9 protein-coding genes are annotated in these 13,451 nt (G+C 62.2%); 3 read left to right on the forward strand and 6 right to left on the reverse strand.

The features are described from left to right. Positions 1-256 precede the first annotated feature (256 nt). Positions 257-1,195: a DnaJ C-terminal domain-containing protein gene (locus BMZ46_RS14295; RefSeq protein ID WP_039766790.1), complete on the forward strand. Its 939-nt coding sequence runs from the start codon at positions 257-259 to the stop codon at positions 1,193-1,195. 23 nt (positions 1,196-1,218) lie between these two features. Then, positions 1,219-1,524, forward strand: coding sequence for a chaperone modulator CbpM (locus BMZ46_RS14300; RefSeq protein ID WP_074689662.1), 306 nt, complete (start codon positions 1,219-1,221; stop codon positions 1,522-1,524). Between the two features lie 4 nt (positions 1,525-1,528). On the opposite strand, the gene BMZ46_RS14305 is transcribed toward BMZ46_RS14300, so the two are convergent. Next, complete coding sequence (locus tag BMZ46_RS14305) at positions 1,529-2,656, reverse strand: sensor histidine kinase (protein ID WP_074689663.1); 1,128 nt, start codon at positions 2,654-2,656, stop codon at positions 1,529-1,531. A 178-nt stretch (positions 2,657-2,834) separates the two neighbouring features. Here BMZ46_RS14305 and BMZ46_RS14310 point away from each other — a divergent pair, with 178 nt between their 5' ends. Next, positions 2,835-9,884 (forward strand): NEL-type E3 ubiquitin ligase domain-containing protein, encoded by a 7,050-nt coding sequence (locus tag BMZ46_RS14310; RefSeq protein WP_170844911.1) that lies wholly within the window; start codon positions 2,835-2,837, stop codon positions 9,882-9,884. Positions 9,885-9,933: 49 nt separating this feature from the next. On the opposite strand, the gene ureC is transcribed toward BMZ46_RS14310, so the two are convergent. The 5 genes from ureC to ureA all read right to left on the reverse strand — a co-directional run bounded on the left by ureC (position 9,934) and on the right by ureA (position 13,446). Next, complete coding sequence (gene ureC, locus BMZ46_RS14315) at positions 9,934-11,634, reverse strand: urease subunit alpha (protein WP_039766741.1); 1,701 nt, start codon at positions 11,632-11,634, stop codon at positions 9,934-9,936. Positions 11,635-11,756: 122 nt separating this feature from the next. Continuing rightward, on the reverse strand, positions 11,757-12,062 hold the full coding sequence (locus BMZ46_RS14320; protein WP_074689664.1) for an urease subunit beta: 306 nt from the start codon (positions 12,060-12,062) through the stop codon (positions 11,757-11,759). Then, positions 12,062-12,595, reverse strand: coding sequence for a GNAT family N-acetyltransferase (locus BMZ46_RS14325; protein WP_039766745.1), 534 nt, complete (start codon positions 12,593-12,595; stop codon positions 12,062-12,064). Before BMZ46_RS14325 ends, BMZ46_RS14320 begins: the two co-directional genes overlap by 1 nt. Positions 12,596-12,600: 5 nt before the next feature. Further along, positions 12,601-13,134 (reverse strand): GNAT family N-acetyltransferase, encoded by a 534-nt coding sequence (locus tag BMZ46_RS14330; protein WP_074689665.1) that lies wholly within the window; start codon positions 13,132-13,134, stop codon positions 12,601-12,603. Between the two features lie 9 nt (positions 13,135-13,143). Further along, positions 13,144-13,446 (reverse strand): urease subunit gamma, encoded by a 303-nt coding sequence (gene ureA / locus BMZ46_RS14335; protein WP_039766748.1) that lies wholly within the window; start codon positions 13,444-13,446, stop codon positions 13,144-13,146. Positions 13,447-13,451: the final 5 nt, after the last annotated feature.

The following is a 13,451-nucleotide window of genomic DNA, read 5'->3' on the forward strand; positions in this document are numbered from 1 at the left end:
GTATGTCAGTGCGCGACATATTCGAAGGCCGGTCATCTGCTATTTCACGACTAAGCTTGCTTGAAACTCGGCGGTTTGCCCCAAACTTGCTGGCATGGGCCGGCAGACATACCGGCGGTCGCAAGAACCGCCGTCCACTGCCGATAAACTTCTGCTGCGCCACCCGGTCACAAACTTGAGATCGGTCAACCCGGCACGCGCGAATAGGTGCATGCTGGGATCGGCGCGAAATCGATAACGGATGGTGATTCCTTCGATGGACTTCAAAGACTATTACAAGATACTCGGCGTGGAGCCGACGGCTGACGACAAGGCAATCAAGGCTGCCTATCGCAAGCTGGCGCGCAAATACCACCCCGATGTCAGCAAGGAAAAGGACGCCGAGGCCAAGTTCAAGGACGCCTCGGAAGCCTATGAAGCGCTGAAAAGCGCCGACAAGCGCGCCGAATACGACGAACTGCGTCGTTATGGCCAGCACGGTCAGCCGTTTCAGGGCCCGCCGGGGTGGCAGAGCCGTGGCGGCAGTGGCGACACCGGCGACTTCTCGGACTTCTTCAGTTCGATCTTCGGCAATCGCGGCCCCGGTTTCGGTGGCGGCGCTGGCCGGCAATCCCGCAGCGCCGGACGGCGAGGGCAAGACGTGGAACTGGAACTGCCGATCTTTCTGGAAGAGACGCTTTCGAACGAATCGAAAAAGATCAGCTTCCAGGTGCCGCAATACAACGGCTCGGGCCAGCACGTCAGCAACACCAGCAAGAGCCTGAACGTGAAGATCCCGGCCGGTGTGGCCGACGGCGAGCGCATCCGCCTCAAGGGCCAGGGCGCACCGGGCATCGGTGGCGGCGCCAATGGCGATCTGTACCTGACCATCCGTTTCGCGCCACACCCGAAATTCGACGTCGAAGGCGAAAACCTGATCATCACCTTGCCGCTCGCTCCCTGGGAGCTGGCGCTGGGCGCCGAAGTGGCCGTGCCGACCCTGACCGGCAAGATCAACCTCAAGGTCCCGGCCGGCAGCCAGAACGGCCAGCGCATGCGTGCCAAGGGCCACGGTCTGCAGAACAAGGCGGGCGAGCGGGGTTATCTGTTCGTCCAGCTAAAGGCCGTGATGCCCAAAGCCAACGGCGATGACGTCAAGGCGCTGTGGCAGGAACTGGCGAAGAAGGCCGCCTTCAACCCGCGCGAGAACTTCTGATACTGACGACGGAGTAGCCCATCATGAGCAGCCCCCTGATCGTTCAACTGGACATGGCAGAATTCTGTGAGGCGGCCGACCTGTCGGACGTCTACGTGATCGAAATCGTCGAGCACGGCATCCTCGAACCTCAGGGCGCGCAGCCCAGGGAATGGCGCTTCACCGACTACGAACTGACCCTGGCCAAACGCGCCGCCAAGCTGCGGCGCGACCTGGAGCTGGAATGGGAAGGCGTCGCCCTGGCGCTGGACCTGCTGGAAGAAGTGCAGGAGTTGCGATCCGAGAACCGCATGCTCCGTCAGCGTCTGGCGCGGCTGGTGGTCGAGTAGCGTTTCAAACCTGTCTGGGCAGCGTCACGCTGAACAGCGTACCGTCGGCTTCGGTTGAACTGACTTCGATCGCCCCGCCGTGGGCGGTCACCACTTCCTTGATGATGAACAGGCCCAGACCGAGGCTGGTCGACGGCTGGCCGAGTTCTTCGTCGGCACTGCGCACCAATGGATCGAAAATCGTGCCGATGGCTTCTGCGGGAATGGGGTTGCCGCAGTTGTGCACGGTCAGCAGCACGTGCCTGGCTTCTCCCTTCAACGTCACGATCACTTCGCGCGGATCAGACCCATGCTGCAAGGCATTGCCGATCAGATTCTGCAGCAGTTGATCGATCCGTCCGGCGTCCCAGTTGCCACGGGTGTCACCCTCGGTTTTCAGTGTCGGATCACTTTCCGGATTACCGGCGCAGGCTTCGGCGATGGCCGCGCGGGCCGCGTCGGCCAGGTCCATCGGCGCCGGTTCGATCGGCAGGCTCTTGCCCAGGCGGCTGCGCACCAGTTCCAGCAGGTCGCTGACCATCGCCGCCATGTGCCGCGAACCCTGCTTGATGTTGAGGGCGCACTGAAGGGCATCGTCCTGTAACGCGGTCTTGCGCATCAGCAGTTCGATCGACATGGTCACCGCTTGCAAAGGCGCGCGCAGGTCATGGCCGAGTATCGCGAGAAAGATGTCCCGGGAATGATCGACCTGCTCGGCGTAGGCAGCCGTCGATTCGGCCAGGGCTTCATCAATGGCTTCGTTGAAACGGATCATGTCCTGGAAGTACGCCATGTCCGGCGATTCCAGACTGTCGACCCAGAGGCGGATCACACAGGCGCGCAAATGGCGGAACTCGGACGTCATCTGCACAAGGTCGAAGCCCACTGTGTGGCGCAACTCACCGTGGCTGGCACCGGCCTCGTCCAGGCTCGGGGTCTTCTCCGGGCCTTCGCCCTTGGCTTTGGCGATCTGCTCGCTGGCGGTCTGTGCGGTGTCCATGTCGCGGGCGGCGGCCAGCAGAATCTCTCTGGCATGATCGCGCAGCGCTGCCCTGTCCATGGTCTCGGCTGCCGGGGTGATGGTCCTGGCGAACTGTTCCCACTCCTCGACGATGCGATCTGCATGTTGCCGGATAAATTCGGATAAACGCATGTCCGGGTTCCTGGAAATTCAAGGCGGGGCGTTCGAATATTAGTCTCTTTGCGCGGGAATGAAAGCGCCGCTCGGGCTTGTAATTTCCGCTGACAAGACGCTGTGTTGCGAGATTTATGTACCGCAGTCGCAAATTGTCGTCATGGTCTGCTTTTGCTCCATTTCAAGGAGCGAAACCATGTCCGAATTGCCTGTCGCCCCACCTTCGCCGGACACCGCAGCAACGCCGCGGGTGCCGGTCGTGACGCAAAGCCTGCACGCTGATTTTCTTGAGCAGTCCAGCCCTCAGTGGTTGATCAATGCATCGCCAAACCAGCGCGAGGCCCTGAAAAATGCCGATTCCGCCACGCCGGACTGGTACCTGCGCGCATCACGCGATCAACGCAAGGCTGTAGGGGATGCCGTAACCGCCAGCCTTGCCGCCCAGACATCTCTGGATAAGGCCATGTCGACCTTCCAGGACATCGACAGTTTCGCCGCGCCGCTGCTCACCAAGGCCCTCAAGGACCGGTTCAACGTGACGCTGGACGTCAACAAGACCTGGCTGGTGCTGAACAAACCGGTGGAGGTGGGGATTTTTGCCATCGACATCGGCTTCTTCGAAGTCTTGAAACTGCCTTTGCTGCAAGCGGCGCTGCACAACTTCGAAGACCGTGAATGTAAAAGTGGCGCCTTCCATGAAACGTCGGGATTTCGCAGTGAAACCCCGACACCCGGCACGCTTGCGCCATTGAGCACACCGCTGACGGTCGAGCAGTTCACTAGTCTGTGCCGTTCCCTGGACATCGGCGCGAAATATCAGGCTTACCTCAAGGATTTCCTGCACCCCCGGGACGCGGTGGCCGAACAGGTGCTGCGCGACAAATTCATCGACGCGCATAAAAGCGCTCTGCACGCGGCGGCCGAACTGGCGTTGGTCAAAGGTGATATCGGACACGAGGACTACGCTTCGATTCGTTCGATCCTGAACGGTGAACTGGCGCCGCGCCAGGGCCATCGGCAGATCTGGTTTCGCGATCTGGGCCTGATGGGCCGCCGCATGACCGGCTGCGTGATGTTCACGATCTGCGAGAAATATCGTTCCAGTGACGACTCGATCCTGTACATCCCGGGCGATCCCTACCATCCGCTCAAACGCTACAAGGGGCGGGAAATCGCAGCGATGTTCAAGCAGCGGTTCACCGCATCCGACGCCACTCAGGCTCATCCTGCAGAACCCAATAGCTACCAACGGTTTTTCAGCCAGTTCGTCGCGTATGCCGACCGACCGCACTACTTCGGTCAATTCACCGACGACACACCGGACCGTACGCTCACACAAAGGGTGGCGCCCTACGGATCGCTGCTCAACGAACTGCTCAAGGCGCTCAACCCGATCAACGCGGCGCTGACCGGAGTTCGCGAATTACCGCCCGCACCGCCGGTCGCACAGGTGCCGAACACCGATCCCTATCTGAACCCGGTTGCCCTTCCCCGCAAGGGAGGCGGGCTCTGGCCGGACAATATCGACCTGTGGCGTTACCAGTTCGAGCAGCATCGCGACCGTTTGCTCGCCGATGCCCGCAGCCACGCGGTGCCTACGGCGGATGTCGACGCCAGGGTGCGTTCGGAAAAACTCGCCGCGTTGTTGAACATCGGCATGCTGGTGCTGATGGGCGTCTCGATGTTCGTGCCGGTGCTGGGTGAAGTGATGATGGTGGTGATGGCCGCGCAACTGCTCGAAGAAACCCTTGAATGCGCCAACGAGTGGAGTGAAGGTGATCGCAAGGCCGCCAAGGCCCATCTGATCGATGTCGCGCAAAACATTGCGTTGATTGCCTTGATGGCGGGTGCCGGGAAAGGCCTCGCTCGGCTGACTGCCGCCAGATCGACACCGGTCATCGAGAACCTGCACCAGGTGGAAATGCCCGACGGTACGACCCGCTTGTGGAAGCCTGGTCTGAATGGCTACGAAAGTCCGGTCGCACTGCAAACGAATGTTGCACCGAATGCGCTGGGGCAGTACGCGGCGGGAGAAAAAAACTACATCCGCCTCGACGGCAAAACCTATCAGCAGACTTACGATGAGTCGCGCAAAGCCTGGCGCATTCAGCATCCGGACGATTCGCAAGCCTATCAGCCGCTCCTGGCGCACAACGGCGCCGGCGCCTGGCGACATACCCTGGAGCGCCCGCAGGACTGGGACCGGTTGACGCTGTTGCGGCGCATCGGCCACAGCACTGACATGTTTGCTGACGAGCAATTATTGGCGATGGCCGATGTCGCCGGTATCAGCGACAACGCGTTGCGCAAGATGCACCTGGACAACGCCTTGCCGCCGCCGGAACTGGCGCACGCCATGCAATTGTTCAACGCCGAGCGCGATGCCGGATTGATCGTCGAACAGGCCGCAGGGAAGCAGGCGGTGGACAGTCGATTCATGCACCTGTTGCCGCTTCTTCCCGACATGCCCCGCTGGCCATTCGGGCGCCAGCTGCAGATCTACGACAGTTCTGATCTCTCGGGGCGTGCCATCCGTTACGGGACGCAGCGCGGCGGCAAGGCGCCGATCCGGGTCAGCCGGGCCGAAGTGCTGAACGGTGCGTTGCCGACCCGAATACTCGCGACACTGGACGAGGCGGAGACGGTTCGTCTGTTGGGTGGCGAGCCCGCGCGCGTTCGGGCAGCAAGGGCGAAGGAGTTGTCCATTCAGATTGCCGATTTTGCCAGCGCGCAACAGCCCGCGCTGTTCGACCGTCTTCTCAAGGGGATCGAGCCTGTCGATTCCCGGGCGGCAAAGCTGCAACGAGTGATTCCGGGGCTGAGCGATCGTGCGGCGATGGCCGCGGTGGGCCACGCCAATGCCGCAGAACTGGCACGTCTGGACAGCGCAGCGCCGGTTCCGTTGCACGTGCAGGAGCTCGGTCGCTGGTATGGCCAGGCAGAGCGCCTGAACCGGGGACTGGCCGGGTTGCGCAGTGAAACCATGGCCTCGCCTGACAGCCGCCATCTGGCCTTGCAGACGCTGGGCCGCTTGCCAGGCTGGTCCGATGACCTGCGTCTGGAAATACGTGAAGGCAGTATCAACGGTCCGATGCTGGATGCCATCGGCAGCGAAACGGCCAGCACACGCAAGTATCTGGTCAAGTACGCAGATGCCTGGCAGGCGGCCAATGAGCGTGGCGAACCGCTCAACAGTATTCCCCATCGGGGCGACAACTTTTACGCCTCGCTGATGCACGCCTTGCCCGATCAGGCGCGTCATGCATTGGGGCTGCCGAATGTCGGGCAGAGCGTCGATCTGCAAGCTGCGATCATCGAACGGGCGTTCACCGAGCGCAGTGAATCGGCCCGGATTCTGCGTGCACGCAGCGCCGAACAACCATGGTTCAAGCCGCCGCAACGCATTGCTTCCAAACTGCTTGGCTATCCCGCCAGCGGTGATGGGCCAGGGCCCAGTCCGGCGTTGACGGCTCATGTCCAGAGCGTCTACCCGCAGTTGACCGACGTGCAGGCTCGCGGCTTCATTCTTGAACAATGGCGTCTGGGCAAGAGCGATCAGCAGATCTTTCATTTGCTCAACAACCGGTTGAGCGAGTGGCGAGAGCTGGAAACAACCCTTGAGCAATGGCTGACGTCGCAGAACCTGCGTCTGCGCACGACCCCTGACGAGTTCGTCAGCGTGGTGCAGAACATCAAGGAGTGCTGGCGAAATGCGCCGTTGGCCGAACATGATCCGCTGGCGGCTCGCCTGACGTTGATCGGTGAAGTGCCGCTGCCGTCATTGACCGCAGACTTTACGCATGTCAGAGAGCTGACGCTGCACGCGCCGGTGGTCAGCGATACGCTTTCGGCGTTTCCCAATGTCGAGAAACTGTCCCTGACCTCGAGCATTGCGGAGTTCGACAAAGTGCTCGCGACGTTGAAGACGCTGCGCCAGATGACCCGACTGAAACTCTCCACACCGATTACCGGACAGGTGGCGTCGCGACTTCGGGAGCTGACCCGGCTTGAAGAGCTGGAGCTGCGCTGTACCTCCGGGGGCATGAACCCGGTGGTGCCCATGACCCTCGACGTCGGCGGCATGCGTCAATTGCGCAGGCTCGAACTCGGCAGTCCGCAAATGCACCAATGGCCGAGAGGTGTTCTGGAGTTGCCTCGACTGGAGCGCCTGAACCTGCGATCGACCGCGATCGAAACCCTGCCAATGGAGATCTATGAAGGCCATCAACGATTGTTGTCCGGGCTGTCACTGGACTGGTCGAAGTTCCCGCGCCGGGTGTTCAAGCCGATCTACGAATTCGTTCGGAGTCAGCCTCGGCACCTCATCGATCTGGACGAAATGGTCGCAGACTATTGTCGCGGTGAGCTCAAGCGTTTTGTCGGCATGGAAAGGAGTCTTCTGGATGTCTTGAATACGGGGTTCAAGGCGCAATGGACGGATGTCGGCAGCCGGTTCGCCGCGATCGAAACCTTGAGCGAGCAGTTCAGTGAACTCGACCGGCTTGAGGAGTGGATCGGTTCCGATCCAACGGCTGCCAACGGTGGTGCTGCCCGCGCGGAGGTGGCCGAGGCGCTGAAAGCCAGTTGGCGCAGCGGGTTGTTCCAGCGCTACGGCGCGCGCACCGAAAGCGTGTTCTACAACTTGTATGTCAGCCTGCCCAATGACGCCACGGTGCTGGATATTCCAGGCTCGCCGCTGGACAGCCTGCCGACGCTCTCGGCTGACGGGTTCAACCATGTCAGAAGTCTGCAGCTGCCCGGATTGCAGGCCCCGGTCGAGCAGTTGCGCCGTTTCATTCGGACCTTTCGCGGGGTCGATACCCTCGATCTGAGCCATTGTGGCCTGGCGGAACTGCCGATCGATTCAAGCGATCTGCCGGCACTCGAAACCCTGAACCTGCATGGCAACCCGCTGAGCAGTATTGACGTGCGCGGTATGAATCGCCTGAAGGCCCTGGACCTGAGTGCAACGGCCCTGCGCGAATGGCCGGTGGGGGCGGAGTTGCTGCCGGACCTGACCTGGCTGGATCTCAGCGACAGCCGGTTGACCTCGTTGCCGCAGGTGTTGCTGGGGCGTGATGACTTGTTGCTCGATACCAGCCTCGCCGGGACCCCGCTGAATGCGCAGGCCGAAGTGGCGCTGGCAACCGCGCGTCAGCGTATCGAAGACGCCAGAGGCCTGTTGCCGGGGGCGTTGCAACGCTTTGCACTGGAGGAGCCGCGCCATCGTACGCCGCCCGCCGAAAGTGGCTCGGTGATCGCCCGGCGGTTGCTGCCGCTTGCGCCGAGTCCGGCAGACGTGGGGCCCGGCGGGTGGGGCTCGCGCATCCAGCGCCTGTGCCCGTCGTTCGAAGAGGCGCAGACACAGCAGACGATTGAGCGGATGCGGGGCGCAGGGCTGACCGAGGTGCAGATCGGTGCACGGATCAATGCATGGGAGCAGGCATTCGAGGCGCTGACGCGGCGGCTGAACGATTGGCTGTTCACCCATGAAACCCGAGGCATGGATTGGGTCGTGTCGTCGCGCACCCGCCAGCTCGCCGCCCGGCGCATCATGGAATGCTGGCGTGAAAGTACCGTCGACTGGAATGGCGTGTCTGACCGAGAACTCAACCTTGACGGTCTGCAGGTGGGCGACCTGCCCGCACTGGACCAAACATTCGCGGCGGTGGGCACCCTGAACCTCTCGGGAGTCAAGCTCACCACCAATGGCTCCAATGCTTTCCTTCGGGCCTTCACACAATTGCGCAGGCTCAATCTGAGCGGCAATCACTTGCCGGCTATCCCTGAGCCTGTCGGGCACATGCTGCAACTGGAACGACTGGAACTGTCGCTCACCGGTCTCGTGGATTCCGAAGCGCTGGATCAAACGCTCGAGGGCCTGCCGCAACTGCGGTGGCTGGATCTCAGCCATAACGGCCTGCGTACCCTGCGCGTTGACCGTCTGCAGCGACTGGAACGGCTGGACCTGCGTGACAACCTGCTGACTGTGTGGCCGGAGGGGCTGCTGCGAGCCCCGCGTTTGCAGGCGGTCGACTTGAGCAGCAATGAAATAACCTCGATTCCGTCCGGGTTGTATGACGGCACCCATGCTGCACTGATTGCCGGCAGCAATCTGTCGGATAACTTCGAAATCTCGCAGCAAAGCCTGATCCGTCTGCGTGAATACGCCGATGCCCATGGACGTGACGATGTGCTGGGTCTGACGTATGCCGAGATCGATCGAATGATCGATGACATGGACAGCACCACCGAGAGTGAGGGTGAAGACACGGGAAGCGAAAGTGATCTGGAACCGGATGAAGTGGTGCCGACACTCGCCGAAAGTGTCCTCGAACTGCAAGCGACGCCGTGGATTGAAAACCTTCCGCAAGAGGATGCCGTACGCTGTCGGGCCATGTGGCAGCGGCTGGCAGCGGAGCCTGATAACGGAGCGTTCTTCCATCTGCTTTCGCGGATGCCGGACACCGAGGAGTTCCGGGTGTTTCGCGCTGATCTGACACGCCGGGTGTGGGAGGTTGTCGAGGCGGCCAATAACAGTCAGGAACTGCGCGATACGCTGTTTTCCATGGCCACCACGCACACGACCTGCGTCGATGGACGCACCCTGGCGTTCAGTGAAATCGAGGTCAAGGTGTTCGAGTACAACGCCTTGCGCTACCTGCCTCCGGGCCTGGCGGTCAAGGGGCGTGCCTTACTCGACCTGTCGCGTCAGCTGTTCCGCCTGGGCGAGGTGGAAAAGCTGGCCGCGCGCAGCATGGGCCGTGATGCGGATCCTGCGGAAGTGCGTTTGCAGTATCGGATCGGCCTGACCTCCGGCTGGCAGGATGGCCTGCAATTGCCGGGGCAACCCGGCCATATGCGCTTCGCCCGACCGCTCAGAGGGGAGGAGCTGGCGACCGCGCGTGATGCGGTCGTGAAGGCGGAAAAAGGCGAGCGCTTCTATGAAGAACTGATCAGCCGCGATTACTGGGTGCAGTACTTGAACGAGAAGTACCCGGACGAACTCGGCGCGCTCAGGCGCAGCGCAGATGAAAAGCTGCAACGCCTTGAGGATCAATATGACGACGTGACCAGCACGGCTTACCAGGAGGCGGTACAGATGCTTGAAGTTGAACGCAGCATTGAGCGCAATCAGCAACTGATTGCCCTGTCGCGCCTGGAAACCGGCGAGCCGGTGGTGGTCGCGCTCGACGACGAGCAGCCAGGCCCTTCGCGTTATTTGATGGACACCTCAATCCGCTGAGGCGCCGCCAGCCCCGGTCGTCGAACGCTTCGACGACCGGGTCCTTGTCTCAGAACAGAAAGTAACGCTGCGCCATCGGCAGGGTTTCGGCCGGTTCACACCAGAGCAACACGCCGTCGGCCTTGACCTGATAGGTCTGCGGGTCGACGTCGATGTTCGGCAGGTAATCGTTGTGGATCAGGTCGGTTTTCTGCACGTCGCGGCAACCTTTGACCACCGCGATTTTCTTCTTCAGGCCCAACGCTTCGGGCAGTCCCGACGCCTGCGCCGCCTGGCTGATGAAGGTCAGGCTGGTGGCGTGCAGCGAGCCACCGTAGCTGGCGAACATCGGGCGGTAGTGCACCGGTTGCGGGGTCGGGATCGAGGCGTTGGCGTCACCCATCAGGCTCGCGGCGATGGCGCCGCCCTTGAGGATCAACGTTGGCTTCACGCCGAAAAATGCCGGACGCCAGAGCACCAGATCGGCCCATTTGCCGACTTCCACCGAACCCACTTCATGGCTGATGCCATGGGTGATTGCCGGGTTGATCGTGTACTTGGCGATGTAGCGTTTGGCGCGGAAGTTGTCGTTGCCTTCGCCGTCCTGAGGCAGCGGGCCGCGCTGCTTTTTCATCTTGTCGGCAGTCTGCCAGGTGCGCGTGATGACTTCGCCGACGCGGCCCATGGCCTGGCTGTCGGAGCTGATCATCGAGAACGCGCCGAGGTCATGCAGGATGTCTTCGGCGGCAATCGTTTCGCGGCGGATGCGGCTTTCTGCGAACGCCACGTCCTCGGCGATGCTGGGGTCGAGGTGGTGGCAGACCATCAGCATGTCGAGGTGTTCGTCGATGGTGTTGCGGGTGAACGGCCGGGTCGGGTTGGTCGAGCTCGGCAGCACGTTGGCGAAACCGCAGGCCTTGATGATGTCCGGCGCATGGCCGCCACCGGCACCTTCGGTGTGGTAAGTGTGGATGGTGCGACCCTTGAACGCGCCGAGGGTGGTTTCGACGAAACCGGACTCGTTGAGGGTGTCAGTGTGGATCGCCACCTGCACGTCGTACTGGTCGGCGACGCTCAGGCAGTTGTCGATGCTCGCCGGGGTGGTGCCCCAGTCTTCATGCAGCTTGAGGCCGATGGCGCCGGCCTTGACCTGTTCGATCAGAGGCTCCGGCAGGCTGGCGTTGCCCTTGCCGGTGAGGCCGATGTTCATCGGGAACGCATCCGCTGCCTGAAGCATTCGCGCCAGGTGCCACGGCCCCGAAGTGCAGGTCGTGGCATTGGTGCCGGTGGCCGGCCCCGTGCCGCCGCCGATCATGGTGGTGACGCCGCTCATCAGCGCTTCTTCGATCTGCTGCGGGCAGATGAAGTGGATGTGGGTGTCGATGCCGCCGGCGGTGAGGATCATGCCTTCGCCGGCAATCACTTCGCTGCTGGCGCCGATGGCGATGGTCACGCCGGGCTGCACGTCCGGGTTGCCGGCCTTGCCGATGGCAGCGATGCGTCCGTCCTTGAGGCCGACGTCAGCCTTGACGATGCCCCAGTGGTCGATGATCAGCGCGTTGGTAATGACGGTGTCGACCACTTCGGCCGCCAGCAACTGGCTCTGGCCCTGGCCGTCGCGGATCACTTTGCCGCCGCCGAATTTCACTTCTTCGCCGTAGGTGGTGAAGTCCTGTTCGACCTCGATCCACAGCTCGGTGTCGGCCAGGCGCACCTTGTCGCCGACGGTGGGGCCGAACATGTCGGCGTAGGCTTGACGGCTTAGTTTCATTTCCTCGTTCCTCGGAACTGAGCTGCAAGCTTCAAGCTGCGAGCTTCAAGTAAAAGCAAAAGTGTGAGCGCCACGAAACTGCCTTTTACTTGCAGCTCGCGGCTTGCAGCTCTGAGCTGCTTTCAGAGGTCACCCATGACCCGCCCGGCAAACCCGAACACCCGCCGGTGCCCGGCGTAATCCACCAGTTCCACCTCGCGGCTCTGCCCCGGCTCGAAGCGCACGGCGGTGCCCGCCGGAATGTTCAGGCGCATGCCACGGCTGGCGTCGCGGTCGAAAGTCAGGGCATCGTTGGTCTCGAAAAAATGGTAGTGCGAGCCGACCTGGATCGGCCGGTCTCCGCTGTTCGCCACTTTCAGGCTGACGGTGCGGCGACCGACATTGAGTTCGATATCGCCGGGATGGATCCGGTATTCGCCGGGAATCATCAGTTCGCTCCTTGCAGGACTTTGTAATAGAGGGCCGTCGGGCGATAGGTGCCGTTCGGGTCGCAGGCGTAATCGGGAATTTCCCCGGCGCGGGTGTAGCCCAGAGCCTTGTAGAAATCTTCGGCGGGGGAGCCGGCCTCGGTATCGAGGTAAAGCATGCCGCGCTTGTACTGACGCGCGGTCTGTTCCAGCGCTTGCATCAACTGCTGGCCGAGGCCGCGCCGCCGGGCGTGTTCACGCACCAGCAGTTTCTGCACCTCGGCACGGTTCAGGCCGTTGGCTTTCTGGCACAGGCTCAACTGGACGCTGGCCTGCACCTGTTCGTCCTTGACCACCACCCACAGCAACACGTTGCCCTTGTTCAGGTTGTCCTGCACATCGTCGAAATAGGCGCGGGCCTGCGTGGCATCAAGGTCGGCCATGAAGCCGACGCTGGCGCCATACCCCACGGCGTCGAGCAGCAGGTCGATCAGGCCCTGACGATAGTGCGCAAAACTTTCAGCGTTGACGCGTCGCAGTTGGGCGGGGTTCATCGGTGTCACTCCTTGTTGGCGGTCGGCGGCTCCGCGCCAGGATTGAGGGTCAGTTGCATGAAGGTCAGATCGAGCCAGCGGCCGAACTTGGTACCGACTTGCGGCATCTGCCCGGTGGTGATGAAACCGGCGCGCTCGTGCAGGCGGATCGACGCGGCGTTGCCGCTTTCGATGGCGGCGACCATGACGTGCTTGTCGCAGGTTTTCGCGCGTTCGATCAGCGCGGTCATCAGTTGCGGGCCGAGGCCGTTGCCGCGCTGGTCGCTGCGCACGTAGACCGAGTGCTCGACGGTGTGGCGGAAACCATCGAACGGCCGCCAGTCACCGAACGAAGCGTAGCCGAGGGTGGTGTTGTCGGCGTCGACGATCACCAGTATCGGATAACCCTGAGCCTGACGGGCGCTGAACCAGGCCTGACGGTTGCCGAGGTCGATGGCGGACTCATTCCAGATCGCCGTGGTGTTGAGCACGGCGTCGTTGTAGATGTCGCGGATCGCCGGCAGGTCGGCGTGCAGGGCATCGCGGATGGTGTAGGTCATGGCACGGCCTCAGACGATCGGTTGGTGGACGGTGACCAGTTTGGTGCCGTCGGGAAACGTCGCCTCGACCTGGATCTCCGGGATCATTTCCGGGATGCCTTCCATCACCTGATCGCGGGTCAGCAGGGTGGTGCCGTAGTGCATCAGCTCGGCCACGGTCTGGCCGTCACGGGCGCCTTCGAGCAGCGCCGCCGAGATGTAGGCCATGGCTTCCGGGTAGTTGAGCTTCACGCCACGGGCCAGTCGCCGCTCGGCAACGAGGCCGGCAGTGAAGATCAGCAGCTTGTCTTTTTCGCGTGGGGTCAGGTCCATCGTTT

Source organism: Pseudomonas sp. NFIX49, assembly GCF_900115915.1.
Taxonomy (GTDB): domain Bacteria; phylum Pseudomonadota; class Gammaproteobacteria; order Pseudomonadales; family Pseudomonadaceae; genus Aquipseudomonas; species Aquipseudomonas pharyngis.